Here is a 17,337-nt window from a genome sequence, read left to right as displayed (position 1 = left end):
AAGCTGAAACGGTCGGAAGTCGCGAACAGCCACAATGCGGCGATGGCGAACAACCCGAAGTACATCGTGGCTCCCAAGCCGGTCATGTGAACGCCTCTCCCGAGAAATCGTCGAACGTAGTGGTTACAACGCTGCCGCGCGGGGATTCCATTCCGCACGCCGGCGCCGATGCCGTGGTTCGACACTGTCTACCCATTCGCCTCGGGGCTAACCAGAGAGCGCGGTGGCCCAGGGCGTTTCGCGTCCGACTGGCATGGTGCGTTAAGCTATCGACGCTCTACGCGGGGTATGGCGCAGCTTGGTAGCGCGCTTCGTTCGGGACGAAGAGGTCGTGGGTTCGAATCCCGCTACCCCGACCGCGTAATGGCAGAACAGAAGCCCCAGCCGGTTCCACCGGCCGGGGCTTTCTGCTGTTCGGGGCCGCCGTCAGGGCAGCAGGATGTACGTCATCCCCGCGACGTTCTGGATGTCGCGGTCGTTCCAGAGTCCTTCGCCTGCGACGCCGTTCATCTCCGTCACGTGGATGTATTGCCCACCCGCGGACACGGAGTCCACCCAGGCGACGTGGCCGTACCCGCCCGCACCGGCGACACCCGGCTGGAAGACGACGACCGACCGGTTCTGCGGGGTGTCGACCACGGTGTACCCGGCGGCCGCGGCCGTGTTCGTCCACTCGAGGGCATTTCCGCGCATCGCCGGGTAGGCGCCGGTTGCCTCGTGCCACTTCTCCGCGACGCCCCAGGTGCACTGTCCGGGCGCCCCTGGGTTGACCGACTGGGTGCGCCCGACCGTGCGGATGGCGAGTTGGTCGACGGTGTCGGCAGATGCCGGGGCCGCGACGACGACGGCCTGTGCGCCCATTCCGGTCGCAAAGGCTGCGACCGCTAGTGCGGCGAGCCCACGCCGGACGATTGCCCCGAACGACCTCGACTGCTGCTTGGTGGTGCTGTGGTGTGCATGCGATTCAAAATCGAACATGTTAAACCTCTCGCGCGATGGTCCTCCCCGACCCGCCACATGAGGTTATATCAAAACGGTCACGATTTCGTACCGAATCGTCACCGCAGCCGTGTTACCTAGACTTTGACGAGCACCCGATCGGCGTCTTCGTCGTGCTCGTGCGCCTTTGCGTACATCGCGAACGAGCCATATTCGGCCAAGCCGAGCAGCAGAACCGGCCATACCGCGCCTGCGGCGAGGCTCAGACCAAGGCGTTGCGGCCCGGGCCGAGGCTCGTCGCCGAGACGGGCGCTGGCGACGAACACCACGACTGCGGCGACCAACGCCACCACGGTGTACCCGACGAGCAGTGTCACGACCACGATGTCTCCCTCGTAGGTTTGCTATTGGCAAATGGACTTCCCAGAATGCCAGAAACCAAACCGGAGGCCCCTAACCAGCGGCTTTACGTAGTTTGTCGAGCAGTGGGGCGGCGGCCTGATCAAGGAACCGGTCCTGTCCCTCGTCACCGACCTGCACGAGGGCGATGTCGGTGAAGCCCGCTTCCCAATACTCACGCACCGCCTCGACGATGGCGTCGAGGTCGGGGCCACACGGGATGGACGACGCCACGTCCTCCTCGCGGACGAATTGGGTGGCCCCCGCGAAACCCGCCGTCGTCGGAAGGTCGGCGTTCACCGACCAACCGCCGGCGAACCACCGGAACTGCTCGTGAGCCCGGGCGACGGCGGCGGCCTCGTCGGGGTCCCAGCAGATGGGTATCTGGCCGACCACCCGGGAGTCGCCGGGCAGACCGGTGCCCTTGCGGGCCGCGTGCCAGCCGTCGACGAGCTCCTTGTCGGGTTCGACCGCGATGAGGTGATCCACCAGCGGCGAGAACGTCTCCACCGACCGCTCCCCGGACACCGCGGCGGCGATCGCAACGGGCACCTCTGGCACGTCCCACAGCCGCGCGGAGTCGACCTCGAAGTAGTCGCCCTTCCAGTCGACCAGCTCGCCGGTGAACAGCTCGCGAATGATTTGGACGGCCTCGCGCAGCATGTCCTGGCGCCGTTTGATCGTCGGCCAGCCTTGGCCGACGACGTGCTCGTTGAGGTTCTCGCCGCTGCCCACGCCGAGGGTGAACCTGCCGTCGGCCAGGATCTGCAGCGTCGCGGCCTGCTGCGCGACGATCGCCGGGTGGTACCGAACGGTCGGACACGTCACATAGGTGAAGAGCTCGACCCGCTCGGTGGCCTGTGCCACCGCCCCGAGCAGCGTCCACGCGTTGGGCGCATGGCCCTGCGCCGCCAGCCACGGCGAATAGTGGTCGCTGGAGACTTCGAAGTCGAAGCCCAGACGTTCAGCCGAAACCGCATACTCCACAAGCTGTTTCGGGCCGCTTTGCTCTGTCATCAGGGTGTAGCCAAATCGCGTCATACGTGAACGGCTACCCCGGAACCGCGGCGGAAAACCGGTTAGAGGCGGTCCTTCACCGCAGCCGAAAGACGCGACGAATCCGCCTTGCCCTCGGCGATGGCCATGGCCGCCTTCATCACCTGCCCCATCTGCTTGGCGCCCGGCCGCTGGCCGATCTCCTCGGCCACCTGGGCCAGGGCGGTGTCCACGACGTTGGCCAGCTCGTCCTCGTTGAGCTGCCGTGGCAGATAGTCGTCGATCACCTGAGCCTCGGCGCGCTCGGTCGCGGCGAGCTCACCGCGGCCGTTGGTCACGTAGATCTCGGCGGCCTCGCCGCGCTTGCGCGACTCGCGGGCCAACACCTTGAGGACCTCGTCGTCGGACAGCTCGCGCACCTGCTTGCCAGACACCTCCTCGGCCTGGATCGCCGCCAGCAGCATCCTGATCGTCGCCGTGGTGAGCTTGTCCCGTGCCTTCATCGCCACCGTGAGGTCGGCGCGCAGCCGCTCCTTGAGTTCCGCCATGGCGTAGACGCTACGCTCGGGCACCCCGTGCACGTTGTGAATAATCACCGGCATCGACAGGATGGGAAACATGAGCAGCGACGCCGGCGGCCCAACCGCCCCACCGCCGCCCGCATATCCGCCGCCCGGCTACGCGCAGGTCCCACCGGGTTACTACCCGCCGCCCGGGTACGCGCCGCCGGGATACCCACCGCCCTCCGGCTACTACCCGCCGCCGGGGTACTCGGGGTATCCGCCGCCGGGTTACCCGCCGATGGGGCCGCCCCCGGCACTCAAACCCGGCATCATTCCGCTGCGTCCACTCGGGATGGGCGACATCTTCAACGCCGCGGTGTCCTACATCCGAGCCAACCCCAAGGCGACGCTCGGCCTGACCACCGTCGTCGTCGTGGTGGCCCAGGTCATCGCGCTGCTCCTGCAGATCGGGCCGCTGGCGACAAGCGGCCTGCTGTCACCCGGCCTCGGCGAGTACGGCCAGTCCGATCCCACGGAGATGTCCGAGGGATCCATCGTCGGGCTGCTGTTGTCCACCGCCGCGGGCGGCGTCACCACCGTCTTCGCCGCAATCGTGCTCAGCGGTCTGCTCACGGTCGTGGTGGGCCGGGCCGTGTTCGGTGCGACGATCGACGTCGGTGAGGCGTGGCGACGGGCGCGGGGCCGACTCCTCCCGCTGCTCGGCATCACCGCACTCGAGATGGTCGGCGCCGCGGTGCTGATCGCCGTCGTGGTTGGCGTGGTGTTCGCCGTCGTCGAACTCGTCGGTGGTGCAGCGGCGTTCGTCGTCGGCGCGCTCCTCGGCCTGGCGGTACTCGCCGCGATCGCCTACCTCTACACGGTGCTGAGTTTCGCTCCCACGCTGATCGTGTTGGAGCGCATCGGCGTCGGTGCCGCGATCACCCGCTCATTTCGCCTGGTCAGAGGTGACTTCTGGAGGGTGTTCGGCATCCAACTGCTGGCGGTCGTGGTCGCCGGCATGGTGTCCGGTGCGGTCACGGTGCCATTCAGCCTGGTCGGCCAGGTCATGCTCGCCGTCGGCGAGTCGACCGGCACGATCGTGATCGCCATGGTGCTGATCAGCGTCGGCGGCGCGATCGGCCAGATCATCACGGCGCCCTTCAGCGCCGGCGTCGTCGTCCTCCTGTACGCCGACCGGCGGATCAGGGCCGAGGCCTTCGACCTGGTGCTGCAGACCGGGGCGACGGGGGCGGTCGGCTCCACCGACGACCTGTGGCTCACCCAGCGCCGCTGACGTGTCCACCATCGACATCGACCGCGACGCGGCGCACGACGCCGCTCAGCGCGAGCTGAGCAAGCCCATCTATCCGCGCGGCTCGCTCACCGACCAACTGGCCCGACTGCTGGACGACCTGCTGTACAAGATCATGTCCGGCGGCGCGTCGATACCCGGCGGCTGGCTCACGATCACCGTTCTGCTCATCCTGGTGGCGGTGGCCGTCGTCGTGGCCGTTCGAGTGGCGCGACGCACCATGCGAACCAACCGTGGCCGCCAGAGCGCCTTGTTCGGATCCGTCGAGATGAGCTCGGCCGAACATCGGTCGGCCGCCGAATCGGCTGCGGCGCGGGCGGATTGGGCCTCGGCGATCCGGCATCGCCTTCGCGCAGTCGCCCGCCATCTCGAGGAGACCGCGGTCCTGCTGCACGTCCCCGGTCGCACGGCGACCGAGCTGGCCCGCGACGCTGGTCAGGCCGTCCCGGGGCTATCCGGGGAATTGCGTAGTGCTGCAACGGCGTTCAACGACGTCACCTATGGTGAGCTGCCCGGCACCGAGAGTGCGTACCGGATGATCGCCGATCTGGACGGTCATCTCCTCGACCACGTCGCAGGCGGCGCTGCAGACCAGAGCGCGTCCGGCGCCGCGGACGGCTGGGTCGAGGTGCGATGACCGACACCACGTCCGCGGTCGGCGCCACCGTCGTCCAGCGGTGGCGGACCGCGCGGTGGGTGCTGCTGGCCCTGGTGCTCATCGTCGGCGTTTCGGCCGCCTCCGCCTATCTGACCGCTCCGCGTCAAGGTGGCCGGATGGATCCCGACGCCACGTCGCCCGACGGCGCCCACGCACTGGTCACACTTCTTCGTGATCGTGGCGTCGACGTGGTCACCGCGAAGGACCTCGCCGGGGTCGAACGGGCGGCGCAGCCCGATTCCCTGCTGCTGATGGCACCGACGCCCTATCTCGTCGACGACGCTGCCCTGCAACGAATCTCGAGACTGCCGGGAGACGTGCTGCTCGTCGAACCGACGTCGTGGACCAGGGAGGCGTTGGCGCCCAAGATCAAGCGGGCGGACGACACCAGCTTTGGCGGCCAACCCCGCTGCGACATGGCCGAAGCCACCCATGCGGGTCAGGTGCAGTTCACCCTCAGCGACACCTACGAGCCGGTCGACGGCGCCGCGCTGACCCGCTGCTACGACGGCGCACTGGTCCGCTACCCCGAAGGTGGCCGCACGGTCACCGTCGTCGGCACCGCGGACTTCATGACCAACGCGGGACTGTTGCAGGAGGGCAACGCCGCCCTGGCGATGAACCTGGCCGGCGCCCGGCCGAGACTCATCTGGTACACCCCCGACCGGATCGAGGGTGAATCAGACGGCGCCACCTCGGTGACGGACCTCATCCCCGGCCGAGTCGGCTGGATCGTCCTACAGCTTTGTCTCGCAGTGGGATTCGTCGCGTTGTGGCGGGGCCGTCGGATCGGCCCGCTGGTTGCCGAAGACCTTCCAGTCGTCGTGCGGGCCTCGGAGACCGTCGAGGGTCGCGGCAGGCTGTATCGGTCACGGCGGGCCCGCGACCGCGCCGCGGCGGCACTGCGAACCGCGGTTCTGTTGCGCATCCTCCCCCGGCTCGGCCTCGGTTCTCAGTCCGATCCCGCATCCGTCGTCGAGACCGTCGCCCACCGCATTCGGTACGACCCGGCCGCCGTCGAATACGCACTGTTCGGGCCCGATCCCTCCGACGACGCACAACTCGTAAGCCTCTCGCGGCTACTCGACGACATCGAAAGGCAGGTCGCCACCTCGTGAATCACCCAACGACTTCCATCACGGACGCCGACGGCGCTCGAAACGCCTTGCTTGCACTGCGTTCCGAGATCGCCAAGGCGGTGGTCGGACAGGACGCCGTGATCAGCGGCCTGGTGATCGCGCTGCTGTGCCGGGGACACGTTCTGCTGGAGGGCGTCCCGGGTGTCGCCAAGACGTTGTTGGTGCGTACGTTGGCCGCGGCGCTTCAACTCGACTTCAAGCGCGTTCAGTTCACGCCGGATCTGATGCCTGGTGACGTCACGGGATCGCTGGTGTACGACGCCCGTACCGCTGAGTTCGAGTTCCGCGCCGGGCCGGTGTTCACCAATCTCCTTCTCGCCGACGAGATCAACCGCACGCCACCCAAGACCCAGGCCGCCCTCCTGGAAGCCATGGAGGAGCGTCAGGTCACCGTCGACGGCGACGCCCGCCCACTGCCCGACCCCTTCATCGTCGCGGCGACGATGAACCCCATCGAGTACGAGGGCACCTACCAACTGCCGGAGGCGCAACTCGACCGCTTCCTACTCAAGCTCAACGTCCCGCTGCCGCCGCGCGACCAGGAGATCGCGATACTGTCAAGGCATGCACGGGGTTTCGACCCCCGCGACCTCTCCGGAATCCGCCCCGTCGCAGGCCCCGCCGAGCTCGCCGCAGGGCGTGAAGCGGTGCGTCAGGTGCTGGTTGCCGACGAAGTGATGGGCTACATCGTGGACATCGCCGGGGCGACGCGGGTGTCCCCAGCCCTTCAGCTTGGCGTCTCACCCCGCGGCGCGACGGCGCTGCTCGCGACCGCGCGGTCGTGGGCGTGGTTGTCGGGACGCAACTACGTCGCCCCCGACGACGTCAAGGCAATGGCGCGGCCGACGCTGCGGCACCGGATCGCGCTGCGGCCCGAGGCAGAACTCGAAGGAGCCACTCCCGACGGCGTCCTCGACGGCATCCTGTCCGCGGTGCCGGTACCCCGCTAGTGGTGCTCACCGGCCGGGCCGGACTGGTAGCCCTGATCTGCGTTCTGCCCGTTGGCCTTTCACCCTGGCCCGCGCAGACCTTCGTGGTCCTGCTCGTCCTGCTGGCTGCCGCGATCGTGGTCGACGCGGCGTTGGCGGCGAACACCAGGCGACTGCGCTTCACCAGGCTCGGCGACGGCTCCGCCCGCTTGGGCGAACCAGTCGACGCGGCGCTGATCGTCGAGAACCCCGGCGGCCGCGACCTTCGTGGCTGGATTCGCGACGCGTGGCCGCCGTCGGCGCGCGCCGAGCCACGCACGCACGTCGCGAAGATTGCCGGCGGGCAACGACTTCGGGTCGAGACGACGTTGCGTCCGATCCGCCGTGGCGACCAGCAGTCGGCATTGGTCACGGCGCGGTCCGTCGGCCCCATGGGCTTGGCGGGCAGGCAGAGCTCGCATCGGGTGCCCTCCCAGGTGCGGATCCTGCCGCCGTTCCTCTCGCGCAAGCATCTGCCGTCGCGGTTGGCGAAGCTCCGCGAGCTCGACGGTGCCATCCCGGTTCTGATCCGCGGCCAGGGCACCGAATTCGACTCGCTGCGCGAATACGTCGTCGGTGACGACGTCCGATCCATCGACTGGCGCGCCACGGCACGACGGGCCGACGTCGTGGTCCGCACGTGGCGTCCGGAGCGGGACCGCCGGGTGGTCATCGTGTTGGACACCGGTCGGACCTCCGCGGGGCGAGTCGGCGTCGACCCCACCTCGGGGGACCCGAGCGGCTGGCCGCGCCTGGACTGGTCGATGGACGCGGCGTTGCTGTTGGCGGCCTTGGCATCCCGGGCCGGCGATCACGTCGACTTCATCGCCCACGATCGGGTGCCGCGGGCCGGGGTGTACGGCGCGACGCGATCCCAGCTGTTACCTCAGCTCGTCGAGGCGATGGCGCCGCTTCAGCCCGCGCTGGTCGAGTCGGACGCCGCGGCGATGGTCTCGACGGTGCAGCGGCGAGTCCGGCGTCGGGCGCTGGTGGTGCTGTTGACCGACCTGAACTCCTCGGCACTCGACGAGGGTTTGATGGGGGTGTTGCCGCAGCTCGCCACCCGACACCAGGTGGTGCTCGCCGCGGTCGGCGATCCGCGCGTCGACCGCCTGGCCGCAGGGCGGGCCGACGCAGCCCAGGTGTACGACGCAGCCTCTGCCGAGCGGTCCCGCAACGACCGCGGCGCGTTGGCGGTGCGGCTCCGGCGACACGGCGTCGACGTCGTGGACGCGATGCCCGAGGAGTTGGCACCCGCGCTGGCGGACCGCTATCTGGCGATGAAGGCCTCCGGCAAGCTCTAGCCCGCCCCCACCTCCCCGCGAGCAGTCGCAAACCTGCGCTTCCGGTCGGCGTGTCGTGCATCTTTGCGACTGCTCGCGGGGGGACGTCAGGACGTCGGCAGCAGATCCGGGGCGTCGTCGACGTCACCGGTCTCGCCAGCCCGCGCGGCCTTGCGGCCGAAGTGGACCACGTACGACAGGAAGGCGAGCTCGGCGGCCACGCCGATTGCGATGCGCGCGAACGTCGGCAGCGGGGACGGCGTCACCAACGCCTCGATCAGACCCGACACCAGCAACACGACGACCAGCCCGACGGCCACCGAGACGACCGCACGCCCCTGCTCGGCGAGCACCTGCCCGCGCGGCCGGTCTCCGGGGGACACCACAGACCACCCCAGCCGCATCCCCACCGCCGCGGCGAGGAATACCGCCGTCAACTCGAGCAGCCCGTGCGGGGTCAGCAGGCCGAGGAACACGTCGCCCTTGCCCGCGTCGAACATCAGCCCGCCGGTGACTCCGACGTTCGCGGCGTTCTCGAACAGCACGTATGGGATCGGCAGGCCAAGGACCACGGCGTAGCCGATGCACTGCGCCGCCACCCACGAGTTGTTGATCCACACCCGCAGGGCGAACGAACCCGCAGGGTTCTCGCTGTAGTAGGAGGCGAAGTCGTGGTTGACCAGTTCCGCGACGTCGGAGGGAGTTCCGACGGCGGCCTGCACTTCCGGGTTGCCCGCCACCCAGCTGCCCATCAGAACGGCCACGACGACGGACGCGACCGCCGCTCCGAGCCACCATCGCCACGCGCGGTACGCCACGACGGGAAACGACACCGTCCAGAAGCGGGCGAACTCACTCCACACCGGGGCGTGCGCGCCGGTGACGGCCGACCGCGCCGAGGCGACCAGTCCCGACAGCCTGCCGACGAGCACCGAGTCCGTCGATGCGCTGCGCACCATCGACAGATGGGTCGAGACGAGCTGATAGAGATCCACCAACTCGTCGACTTCGGCACCGGTCAGTTTGCGGCGACGCTTGACCAGAGTTTCCAGCCTGTCCCACGTAGGCCGGTGGGCCAGCACGAATGCGTCGACGTCCACTCGAGCGAGCCTAGTAGCGTGGGGCGGCATGGTGGCCAAGCCCGAGCCGATGGTCACGGGTGACGCCGTCGTCCTCGACGTTCAGATCGCCCAATTGCCGGTGCGTGCCCTTGCCGTGTTGATCGACCTGACGGTGGTCTTCATCGCCTACATCATGGGGTTCACGCTCTGGGCGGTCGCAGTCTCCGATCTCGACGACGCGTTGTCCGCGGCGGTTCTCATCATCTTCACGGTGCTGACCATCGTCGGCTATCCCGTCATCTTCGAGGTTGCCACGAGGGGTCGCTCGTTGGGCAAGATGGCGCTCGGCCTGCGCGTCGTCTCCGACGACGGCGGCCCGGAACGCTTCCGCCAGGCGCTCTTTCGGGGGTTGTCGGGGTTCATCGAGATATGGATGTTCGCGGGGGCACCCGCGGTCGTCTGCAGCATGCTGTCGACGAAGGGCAAGCGGATCGGCGACGTGTTCGCGGGCACCATGGTGGTCAGCGAGCGTGGGCCGAAGATGCCGCCTCCCGTTCCGATGCCCCCGGCCCTGGCGTGGTGGGCGTCGTCGCTGCAGCTGTCCGGGTTGCGGCCCGAGCAGGCGGAGCTGGCCCGCCAGTTCCTGGCGCGGGCGAGTCAGCTCGAGCCCGCGATGCGCGATCAGATGGCGCATCGCATCTACGCCGAGGTGGTTGCCCACATTTCGCCGCCACCACCGGCGTCGGCGCCCCCGCCGCTGGTGCTGGCGGCCGTGCTGGCCGAGCGCCATCGCCGGGAGCTTGCCAGGCTGCGTCCGTCGGCCCCCGCCGCGTCGCCGGCCCCTCCCACTGGACCGGCGGCACCACCCCCGACCGTCTACGCGAACCCGCCGGGAGGATTTACAAACCCCGACTAGTGGGACATCAGTGTCCCACTATGGGTCAGGTGTGCTAATTTAGTACACATGACTGCATCGCTGTCGGCCATTGGTGGCCCACGTTCGAGGACGCGCAAGGCGATTCTCGACGCGGCGATGGACGTGCTCGGCACCAATCCGAACGCCTCACTCGGTGACGTCGCCAGTGCGGCCGACGTCGGTCGCAGCACCTTGCACAGGTATTTCGCCGAGCGCACCGACCTGTTGCGCGCCCTCGCCCTGCACGTCCACGAGCTGAGCAAGTCGGCCATCGAGCGCGCCGAGCCCAACTGTGGGCCACCGGTCGAGGCGTTGCGCCGGGTTGTCGAGTGTCAGTTGGACCTCGGCCCGATCGCGTCGTTCATCTACTGCGACTCCTCGATCGTTCGTGACGACGAGCTGACCGCCGAACTCGACACCGGCGACGAACTGATCGTCGAGGTGCTCGACCGGGTGGCCACCAAGGGCACCGCCGGACCGCCGGGGTGGCCCCGCCTCGTCTTCTGGGCGCTCCTGGATGCCGGCCACGACGCCGCGCGTCAGGGCGCCCCCCGCGTGCAAGTGGTCGACGCCATCATGGCCAGCCTGACCCAGGGCACCATCAACCCGAATCAGTCTTAGCCTCAGGGGTTCTCACCCCCGACCAAGTTTCAGCAGTTCTCAGGAGCAGAAGAAATGTCCATCCGAATGGACGCCACCCCGACGTCCACCCCCACACCGCGGCGCGCCTGGTTCGCGCTCGCGGTTCTCATGCTGCCGGTGCTCCTCATCGCCGTCGACAACACCGTGCTCGCCTTCGCGCTGCCCAGCATCGCCCAAGACTTCCGGCCGCCCGCCACCACCCAGCTGTGGATCGTCGACGTCTACTCCCTGGTGCTTGCCGCCCTCCTGGTGACGATGGGCAGCCTCGGCGACCGCGTTGGCCGGCGACGGCTGCTGATGATCGGCGCCGCAGGCTTCGCGGTCGTGTCGGCCGCCGCGGCATTCGCGCCAAGCGCGGAGTACCTGGTGGCCGCGCGCGCACTTCTCGGTGTCTTCGGCGCGATGCTGATGCCGTCGACGCTGTCGCTGATCCGCAACATCTTCATCGACGCGTCCGCCCGGCGGCTCGCCATCGCCCTGTGGGCCTCGTGCTTCACCGCCGGATCAGCCCTCGGCCCCATCGTCGGCGGTGCGCTGCTGCAGCACTTCCACTGGGGCGCAGTGTTCTTGGTCGCCGTGCCGATCCTCCTGCCGCTTCTGATCCTGGCGCCGCGACTGGTGCCGGAATCGCAGGATCCGAACCCGGGCCCGCTGGATCCGTTCAGCGTGCTGCTGACGCTGACCACGATGCTTCCGATCGTCTGGGCCATCAAGTCAGCTGCCCACGACGGGGTGTCGGGGCTGGCCGTCGCCGCACTGGTGATCGGCGTCGGCTCCGGCATGGTGTTCGTCCGCCGTCAGCGCCGCACCACCACCCCGATGCTCGACGTCGGACTGTTCGCCAACCGGGCGTTCACGTCCTCGATCTTGGCCAACTTCCTGTCGATCGTCGGCCTAATCGGGTTCATCTTCTTCATCTCGCAGCACCTTCAGCTGGTGCTCGGGTTGAGCCCGCTGGCCGCCGGACTGGTCACCCTGCCCGGTGCCGTCCTGTCGATGATTGCGGGCGTCGCGGTGGTGCCGATCGCGAAACGCATTGCGCCGCACGTCTTGATGATCGTCGGACTGATCTTGGTGGCGGCTGGTTTCCTGGCCATCCTGATGTTCCGGCACGACCTCACCGTGGTCGCCGTCATCGTCTCGTTCATCATCCTGGAGATCGGTGTCGGGATGTCCCAGACCATCTCCAACGACACCATCGTGGCGTCGGTCGAGCCCGCCAAGTCCGGTGCCGCGTCGGCAGTGTCGGAGACGGCCTACGAGTTGGGTGCCGTCGTCGGCACCGCGACGCTCGGCACCATCTTCACGGCCTACTACCGCGGCAGTGTCGAACTGCCGGGCGGTCTCACCGAGTTGCAGACCGCCGACGCCAGGGAGAGCATCGCCGGCGCCGCCTCGGTGGCGCAGACCCTGCCACCGGCGCTGAGTACCAGGCTGATGGACTCCGCGCGGGTGGCGTTCGACGCCGGGATCGCGCCGACGGCGACCATCGCCGCGGTACTGGTGCTGATCGCCGCGGGCGTGGTCGCCCTCGCCTTTCGCGGGGTCAGCGGCCGCGTAGCCCGACCAGCATCAGTACCGAGCCCAGGAGTGGAGCCGCGGTCCGCACGTGATTCCACGCCGTCCACGGACCCAGATACGCGCGCCATTCCCTCGTCGCGTCCGCTACGGACAGACCCGCTGAATCCACCGCGTCCAGACGATCGTTGAGCGGAACGTTGAACGCCATCGTCACGACGAAGGCCGCCAGCGCGAGTACGGCACCAGCCAGCACGTAGCCGGCGCCCGGTTGCGACAGCCGGAACGCCGCGGCGACGCCGACGACGAGGGCAAGCACCGCCGATCCGAGGAACATCACCAGGAACGGGGCGTTGGCTTGCGCCTCGGCGTTGATTCCGCGCATCGCCGCGATCGCCTCGACAGGTTCGGCGCTGTCGAGTCCCGACATCACGAAGGTGGAGAACGCGTAGAAGATGCCGCCGACGACGGCGCTCGTCACGGCGGCTGCGGCGGTGGCGATCAGGTACGGGCTGGTTGACATGAGCTCAGTCAAACGGTCAGCGCCGAGACGATCCATCGCCAGGACTCCCGAATACATACGCAGGCGTCTACATTCGGAGCATGGATGCGCTCGGCGGACTACTCGACGGGGTGCGGGCCCGGGGAGCGTTCGTGCTCCGACTCTCCCTGGATCCGCCGTGGTCGATGCGCATCCAGGACGAGGCTCCGCTGACCCTGATCTGCATGACGCAGGGCGACGCGGTGATCGTGACGGATTCCGGCGGGTCGTTCGAGCTTGGGCCCGGTGACGTCGCCGTCGCGCGCGGCGTGGAGCACTACCTGTTCGCCGACCGCGCGCTCACCACACCGCAGGTCGTCGTCCACCCAGGAAACCGCTGCACGACGCTGCGCGGGGAGGATCTGCGCTTCGAGATGTCGGTCGGGGTGCGCACGTGGGGAAACACCGCATCCGGCGCCGACCGCGCCGTCGTATGCGCCTACGAGGGTCGCAGCGAGGTGAGTTCCCGCCTACTGCAAGCACTTCCGACCGTGCTGGTGCTTCGACACGACGAGTGGCACACCCCGCTGGTGGGGCTGCTCGCCAATGAGTCGGGTCGCGACGGCCCCGGCCAGGCTGCCTATCTCGACCGACTGCTCGACCTGCTGCTGATGGACGTGCTGCGCACCTGGTTCGACCATGACGAGCGGGCACCCACCTGGTGGCATGCCGAGCACGATCCCGTCGTCGGTCCCGCATTGCGGCTGATGTACGACAACCCGGCGCATCCGTGGACGGTCGCCAATCTCGCTGCGGCCGTTGGCTCCTCGCGTGCGGCCTTCGCCCGTAGGTTCGCCGAGCAGGTCGGCGAACCACCGATAGCGTTCCTGACGGGATGGCGTCTGGCGCTGGCGGCGGACCTGCTGCGGGCCGACGGTGCGACGATCGCGTCGGTCGCGCGCCACGTCGGGTACGGCACGCCGTTCGCGTTGAGCAGCGCGTTCAAACGCGCATACGGCGTCAGTCCGAATGCACACCGGGCTGGGGCGTCGACCGGTTAGTTCGGGCGGCGATCACCCCGGCGGCGGAGGCGGCCGCGATGGTGATGAGCGCCCCCAACACCAGAGCCGCCGGCTCTCCGGGGAGCAGCAGGTGCTCCTCGGTGCCGACCGTCGCCGCCGCGACGGGGACGCCGAGCTGCGCTGCCGACAACACCGCCAGCGTCATGGGCTGTTTGAGGATCCGCCCGACGGAGTGAGCGAGGATCGCCCCGACCCCCAGGGCCACGCCGAGCAGGATGAACTGCGGGTCGTCGACGAGGTCGCGGACCTGCAGCGAGGCACCCAGCCAGACGAAGAACAGCGGCCCGAAGAACCCCTCGGTGATGCCGAACAGCTGCCGCGCCAACCGGCGTGGTTGGCCGATCGACGCGACCACCAGCCCAAGGGCGAAGCCGGCCAGCATGATCGAGACGTGCGTGCTGATGGCCAGCGCCGCCAGCCCGAACAGGATTGCGAGGTTCACGCGTAGCTCGAGGGCGAACTTCTGTTTCTCCGAGTACTTGTGCAGCCGCTTGCGAAACCCCTTGGCGTTGGCCCACCTCAGCACTACGTACAGAACCGCCGCGCACGCCGCTATCGCCAGCGCACCGAGCGCCGCCCGCGGCGCCCTGGCCGGGTCGATGACCAAGGGCAGCAACACGATGCATGCGGTGTCGGCCATCGCAATCTGGGCGGTGAGGGACAGAACGGGTGGCCCCGTCAGCTTGAGGTCGCCGATGATGGGGAGCGCGAGCGCCGCGGACGACGAGGCCATCAACACGGCGTAGAGCGCAGCGTGGCCGGTGCCGAAGATCTCTGCGAGGCCGACGCCGAGGCAGGCGGCGACCGCGCCCACCAGGATGGCGCGGAGCAGCGCCGCCGGCACCGCCGAGCGTTGCTCGCGATCGCGGATGGGCACGTGCGTTCCGACCACGAACATCACCAGGGCGAAGCCGACGTTGGCCAGCAGTTCGAGCGTGGGGTCGGTGTGGTCGAGGACCCCAAAGCCGCTCTTCCCCAAGATGATTCCCACTACGAGCTCACCGATCACCACGGGGAGACGCAGCCGTGGCACCGAGGCCAGCAGCGGACCCGCCAGACCGGCGACGACGAGAAGGGCCAGCGTGCCGAACCCCATGTGCCTCATCTCAGTTCGTGGCTTGCCAGGACACCAGACGACACGGAATGGGGGTGTTCTCGTCTGTCAGATAGCTTGCGCAGACGCGGTGGTACCCGTCGGCGATCTGCAACGCCACGCCGTCGAGAACCCGTCCGCGAACCAGCAGCACCGGTGAAAGCTTCTTCCCCGCATCGATCTTCGCGAGATCGGTCGTGACGCGCGGATTCGTGGCGGGCAGCAATTCGAGGCGGGCGGCCCGAAGCACGTCCTTGGCCTTGCGCGGTGTGGTGTCCGCGGCCCGGAGCGCGTCGACCGTCGCCGCACACTGGTCGGCTTCGCTGATGAGGCTCAGGTAGTCCGCTGCCGCGGCGTAGTCGTGATCCTCGGGATCGTCGAGCCACTTGACAGCCATCGGGACACCCTAGACCGGGCGAAGATCGCCGGGGTTGCGAGGGTTTTCCCCGATTCGCCGGACGCCGTCCCCCGCTAGCGTGAGGATGGATGCGTCTGGGGAGACGCAAGTGTTCGGGGGGACCTATGTACACATCAGTAGACGTGTTGTCGGCCGACGCGCACGTCGAGGCCGTGCTCGTCGGCATGACCCTCGGCGAGCTGAGCCACCTCCAGGACGCCCTGCTCGAGGAACTCCGGACCGGCATGCCGTCCAGCGAGCAGATCGCGAAGGCCCTCGAACGTCAAAGCGTCGAGGTCGCGGCCTGGTTTCGCTTTCGCCAATCCACGGGCGAGGCCGTCAAGATCGTCATGCTGCTCGGGGCGCTCGCCGTTGCGATCGCCTGGATGACGCATCGGCACGTGCCTGCCCCGGCCCACCGACTGCAGGATGCGATGGCCCGCGTTCGCGAGGACCACGTGTACATGCTGCCGATCCCGCGCAGCGACCCGTGCTTCTGCGGCAGCGGCAGCCGTTTCCGGTCGTGCCACGGCCGCCCGCCGCTGGCCGCCCCCGCCGTTTGACGCTAGGCACCTATCCAGTTGCCGTGGAAGCCGAACGGCACGCGCTGCGGCAGTTTGATCGTCGCGACCGGGGCTCCGGCGAAGTCGGACGCGTCGAGGATCACCAGGTCGCTGCCGTCGCGCGCGGCGTCGTAGACGTAGCCCAGGTAGTAGCCGTTGGACTCGTCGGCCGGCCCGCTGCCCGGGACGAAGACCGCTTCGCCGGGAACACCGGGTGAGGCGGCCGTGCCGAACGGATGCTCGATCGCGCTGCCGGTGGTCAGGTCGTGGCGCACCAGCCTGTCCTCACCCACCGACACGGCGTAGCGGGCCTGAAGGCCTGCCAGCCGGTCGTCGATGCGGGGGAACTCCACTGAACGGTCGTCGAGTTGCTGCTCGCTGACGGTGCCGGTGGTCAGATCGATCGTCCAGGTCCACATCCACGCATCCTGCTCGAATCCGGCGTTCTCACGCCACAGCTCGGGGTACCGAACCGCCTGCAGCACAATCGAATTGCCCACGTCGTAGGAGTTCGCGACGTGGAACACGTAACACGGGTCGACGTCGAACCAGCGGATCGGACCGAACGGGTCGTCTCGTCGCATGACGCCGAGGCGAGCGCCGTACCCGTCGTCCCAGCGGAAGGGCATCTTGCCTGCACCGGCCGCCTCGACGTTGAACACGATGGGCAGGTCCATGAAGATGACGTGCTCGGCGGTGAGCGCGAAGTCGTGCATCATCGTCAACGCCGGGACGTCGACCGGCCGGTTGACGGTCAGTGTCCCGTTGGCGTCGACGCGGTGGTAGGTGACGTAGGGCTCGAAGAGGTTTCCGTATCCGAAGAAGTGCATCTCGCCGGTGGTGGGGCAGATCTTGGGGTGGGCGGTCATCGAGTCGACCAGCTGGCCGCCGAAGTCGTAGGCGCCGACCGTCTGGAGGTCGTTGGTGACCTCGTACGGCAGGGACGACTCCACCAGCGCCAGCGTCTTGCCCGCGTGGTTGACGACGTGGGTGTTGGACACCGCCGAACGCAGATTGCGGGTGCCGTCGGCGTTGTAGAGCGGGACGTCGTCGTCGAAGCTTTCGGTGCGAACCCAGCGGTTGCGGTACCAGGCGGCGCGTCCATTTTCGACGCGAATGCCGTGGATCATGCCGTCGCCGGTGAACCAGTGCCCGGTGGACTTGCGCGGGTTGGGGCCGTTGCGGAGGTACCAGCCGTCGAGTTCGGGTGGAATGGAACCCTCGACCGTCAGGTCGAATTCGGTGAGTTCGTCGGCCACCGGCGCGTAGTTCCCGCGCTGAAAGAAGCCGCCGTCTTCGCGCACGTCGGCCTGCTGGGCGTCGGTCGTCTCGGTGTGAGTGTCAGTCATGTCAAGTGCTCCCTGGGCTGAGGGTGGTCCCGTCCACG

General features: G+C 68.5%; 18 protein-coding genes, 1 tRNA gene and 1 pseudogene. 11 read left to right on the top strand and 9 right to left on the bottom strand.

Annotated elements, in window-relative coordinates; translation table 11 throughout:
- Nucleotides 1–282 precede the first annotated feature (282 nt).
- A tRNA-Pro gene (locus ASD37_RS16055) sits at nucleotides 283–356 on the top strand.
- Between the two features lie 70 nt (nucleotides 357–426).
- On the opposite strand, the gene ASD37_RS16050 is transcribed toward ASD37_RS16055, so the two are convergent.
- The 4 genes from ASD37_RS16050 to ASD37_RS16035 all read right to left on the bottom strand — a co-directional run bounded on the left by ASD37_RS16050 (nucleotide 427) and on the right by ASD37_RS16035 (nucleotide 2,882).
- Complete coding sequence (locus ASD37_RS16050) at nucleotides 427–978, bottom strand: CHAP domain-containing protein (RefSeq protein ID WP_056552683.1); 552 nt, start codon at nucleotides 976–978, stop codon at nucleotides 427–429.
- A gap of 98 nt (nucleotides 979–1,076) precedes the next feature.
- On the bottom strand, nucleotides 1,077–1,322 hold the full coding sequence (locus ASD37_RS16045) for a hypothetical protein (RefSeq protein WP_056552680.1): 246 nt from the start codon (nucleotides 1,320–1,322) through the stop codon (nucleotides 1,077–1,079).
- A gap of 70 nt (nucleotides 1,323–1,392) precedes the next feature.
- Nucleotides 1,393–2,379: an LLM class F420-dependent oxidoreductase gene (locus ASD37_RS16040; protein WP_056552677.1), complete on the bottom strand. Its 987-nt coding sequence runs from the start codon at nucleotides 2,377–2,379 to the stop codon at nucleotides 1,393–1,395.
- A 38-nt stretch (nucleotides 2,380–2,417) separates the two neighbouring features.
- Complete coding sequence (locus tag ASD37_RS16035) at nucleotides 2,418–2,882, bottom strand: GatB/YqeY domain-containing protein (protein WP_056553485.1); 465 nt, start codon at nucleotides 2,880–2,882, stop codon at nucleotides 2,418–2,420.
- A 70-nt stretch (nucleotides 2,883–2,952) separates the two neighbouring features.
- Here ASD37_RS16035 and ASD37_RS16030 point away from each other — a divergent pair, with 70 nt between their 5' ends.
- Genes ASD37_RS16030 through ASD37_RS16010 form a run of 5 tightly spaced genes read left to right on the top strand, consistent with a single transcriptional unit; the run spans nucleotide 2,953 to nucleotide 8,218 of the window.
- Nucleotides 2,953–4,131 (top strand): hypothetical protein, encoded by a 1,179-nt coding sequence (locus ASD37_RS16030; protein ID WP_370073007.1) that lies wholly within the window; start codon nucleotides 2,953–2,955, stop codon nucleotides 4,129–4,131.
- Nucleotide 4,132: 1 nt separating this feature from the next.
- On the top strand, nucleotides 4,133–4,786 hold the full coding sequence (locus ASD37_RS16025; protein ID WP_056552671.1) for a DUF4129 domain-containing protein: 654 nt from the start codon (nucleotides 4,133–4,135) through the stop codon (nucleotides 4,784–4,786).
- Complete coding sequence (locus tag ASD37_RS16020) at nucleotides 4,783–5,925, top strand: DUF4350 domain-containing protein (protein WP_056552667.1); 1,143 nt, start codon at nucleotides 4,783–4,785, stop codon at nucleotides 5,923–5,925. Before ASD37_RS16025 ends, ASD37_RS16020 begins: the two co-directional genes overlap by 4 nt.
- Nucleotides 5,922–6,896 (top strand): MoxR family ATPase, encoded by a 975-nt coding sequence (locus ASD37_RS16015; RefSeq protein WP_056552664.1) that lies wholly within the window; start codon nucleotides 5,922–5,924, stop codon nucleotides 6,894–6,896. The genes ASD37_RS16020 and ASD37_RS16015 overlap by 4 nt, the downstream gene beginning before the upstream one ends.
- Nucleotides 6,896–8,218, top strand: coding sequence for a DUF58 domain-containing protein (locus ASD37_RS16010; protein WP_056552660.1), 1,323 nt, complete (start codon nucleotides 6,896–6,898; stop codon nucleotides 8,216–8,218). The genes ASD37_RS16015 and ASD37_RS16010 overlap by 1 nt, the downstream gene beginning before the upstream one ends.
- 86 nt (nucleotides 8,219–8,304) lie before the next feature.
- Here ASD37_RS16010 and ASD37_RS16005 read toward each other — a convergent pair whose 3' ends face one another.
- Nucleotides 8,305–9,297, bottom strand: a complete 993-nt coding sequence (locus ASD37_RS16005; protein ID WP_056552658.1) for a stage II sporulation protein M — start codon at nucleotides 9,295–9,297, stop codon at nucleotides 8,305–8,307.
- A 28-nt stretch (nucleotides 9,298–9,325) separates the two neighbouring features.
- On the opposite strand from ASD37_RS16005, the gene ASD37_RS16000 reads away from it, so the two are divergent.
- From ASD37_RS16000 to lfrA, 3 genes are read left to right on the top strand one after another with little or no spacing between them, the layout of a single operon-like run.
- The gene (locus tag ASD37_RS16000; protein ID WP_056552655.1) at nucleotides 9,326–10,174 is read left to right on the top strand and encodes an RDD family protein; all 849 of its coding nucleotides are present in this window, start codon (nucleotides 9,326–9,328) and stop codon (nucleotides 10,172–10,174) included.
- A gap of 48 nt (nucleotides 10,175–10,222) precedes the next feature.
- Nucleotides 10,223–10,795 (top strand): TetR/AcrR family transcriptional regulator, encoded by a 573-nt coding sequence (locus ASD37_RS15995; RefSeq protein ID WP_056552652.1) that lies wholly within the window; start codon nucleotides 10,223–10,225, stop codon nucleotides 10,793–10,795.
- 54 nt (nucleotides 10,796–10,849) lie between these two features.
- Nucleotides 10,850–12,526 carry an efflux MFS transporter LfrA gene (lfrA, locus tag ASD37_RS15990; protein WP_082570168.1) on the top strand — a complete coding sequence of 559 codons (1,677 nt, stop codon included), beginning with the start codon at nucleotides 10,850–10,852 and terminating at the stop codon, nucleotides 12,524–12,526.
- Here the strand turns inward: lfrA and ASD37_RS32300 are convergent.
- Nucleotides 12,450–12,671, bottom strand: a pseudogene (locus tag ASD37_RS32300) (anthrone oxygenase family protein); the annotation flags it as partial. The gene lfrA and the pseudogene ASD37_RS32300 overlap by 77 nt on opposite strands.
- Before the next feature lie 266 nt (nucleotides 12,672–12,937).
- On the opposite strand from ASD37_RS32300, the gene ASD37_RS15980 reads away from it, so the two are divergent.
- The gene (locus ASD37_RS15980; RefSeq protein WP_056552645.1) at nucleotides 12,938–13,876 is read left to right on the top strand and encodes an AraC family transcriptional regulator; all 939 of its coding nucleotides are present in this window, start codon (nucleotides 12,938–12,940) and stop codon (nucleotides 13,874–13,876) included.
- Here the strand turns inward: ASD37_RS15980 and ASD37_RS15975 are convergent.
- Nucleotides 13,836–15,002, bottom strand: a complete 1,167-nt coding sequence (locus ASD37_RS15975; protein WP_056552643.1) for a cation:proton antiporter — start codon at nucleotides 15,000–15,002, stop codon at nucleotides 13,836–13,838. The genes ASD37_RS15980 and ASD37_RS15975 overlap by 41 nt on opposite strands.
- Nucleotide 15,003: 1 nt before the next feature.
- On the bottom strand, nucleotides 15,004–15,387 hold the full coding sequence (locus ASD37_RS15970; protein WP_056552639.1) for a hypothetical protein: 384 nt from the start codon (nucleotides 15,385–15,387) through the stop codon (nucleotides 15,004–15,006).
- A 125-nt stretch (nucleotides 15,388–15,512) separates the two neighbouring features.
- Here ASD37_RS15970 and ASD37_RS15965 point away from each other — a divergent pair, with 125 nt between their 5' ends.
- Nucleotides 15,513–15,950, top strand: coding sequence for an SEC-C metal-binding domain-containing protein (locus tag ASD37_RS15965; protein ID WP_162253267.1), 438 nt, complete (start codon nucleotides 15,513–15,515; stop codon nucleotides 15,948–15,950).
- 2 nt (nucleotides 15,951–15,952) lie between these two features.
- Here ASD37_RS15965 and ASD37_RS15960 read toward each other — a convergent pair whose 3' ends face one another.
- A complete protein-coding gene (locus ASD37_RS15960; RefSeq protein ID WP_056552634.1) occupies nucleotides 15,953–17,299 on the bottom strand; it encodes a carotenoid oxygenase family protein in 1,347 nt (448 codons plus the stop codon).
- Between the last annotated feature and the right edge of the window lie 38 nt (nucleotides 17,300–17,337).

The organism is Mycobacterium sp. Root135 (assembly GCF_001426545.1).
Taxonomy (GTDB): Bacteria; Actinomycetota; Actinomycetes; order Mycobacteriales; family Mycobacteriaceae; genus Mycobacterium.
This window is presented reverse-complemented; position numbering and strand designations above follow the sequence as displayed.

Coding starts and splice junctions, on each gene's coding strand:
- ASD37_RS16050 (WP_056552683.1), bottom strand. CDS start 978: ATGTTCGATTTTGAATCGCATGCACACCACAGCACCACCAAGCAGCAG.
- ASD37_RS16040 (WP_056552677.1), bottom strand. CDS start 2,379: ATGACGCGATTTGGCTACACCCTGATGACAGAGCAAAGCGGCCCGAAA.
- ASD37_RS16035 (WP_056553485.1), bottom strand. CDS start 2,882: ATGGCGGAACTCAAGGAGCGGCTGCGCGCCGACCTCACGGTGGCGATG.
- ASD37_RS16030 (WP_370073007.1), top strand. CDS start 2,953: ATGAGCAGCGACGCCGGCGGCCCAACCGCCCCACCGCCGCCCGCATAT.
- ASD37_RS16020 (WP_056552667.1), top strand. CDS start 4,783: ATGACCGACACCACGTCCGCGGTCGGCGCCACCGTCGTCCAGCGGTGG.
- ASD37_RS16000 (WP_056552655.1), top strand. CDS start 9,326: ATGGTGGCCAAGCCCGAGCCGATGGTCACGGGTGACGCCGTCGTCCTC.
- ASD37_RS15995 (WP_056552652.1), top strand. CDS start 10,223: ATGACTGCATCGCTGTCGGCCATTGGTGGCCCACGTTCGAGGACGCGC.
- lfrA (WP_082570168.1), top strand. CDS start 10,850: ATGTCCATCCGAATGGACGCCACCCCGACGTCCACCCCCACACCGCGG.
- ASD37_RS15980 (WP_056552645.1), top strand. CDS start 12,938: ATGGATGCGCTCGGCGGACTACTCGACGGGGTGCGGGCCCGGGGAGCG.
- ASD37_RS15975 (WP_056552643.1), bottom strand. CDS start 15,002: ATGAGGCACATGGGGTTCGGCACGCTGGCCCTTCTCGTCGTCGCCGGT.
- ASD37_RS15970 (WP_056552639.1), bottom strand. CDS start 15,387: ATGGCTGTCAAGTGGCTCGACGATCCCGAGGATCACGACTACGCCGCG.
- ASD37_RS15965 (WP_162253267.1), top strand. CDS start 15,513: ATGTACACATCAGTAGACGTGTTGTCGGCCGACGCGCACGTCGAGGCC.
- ASD37_RS15960 (WP_056552634.1), bottom strand. CDS start 17,299: ATGACTGACACTCACACCGAGACGACCGACGCCCAGCAGGCCGACGTG.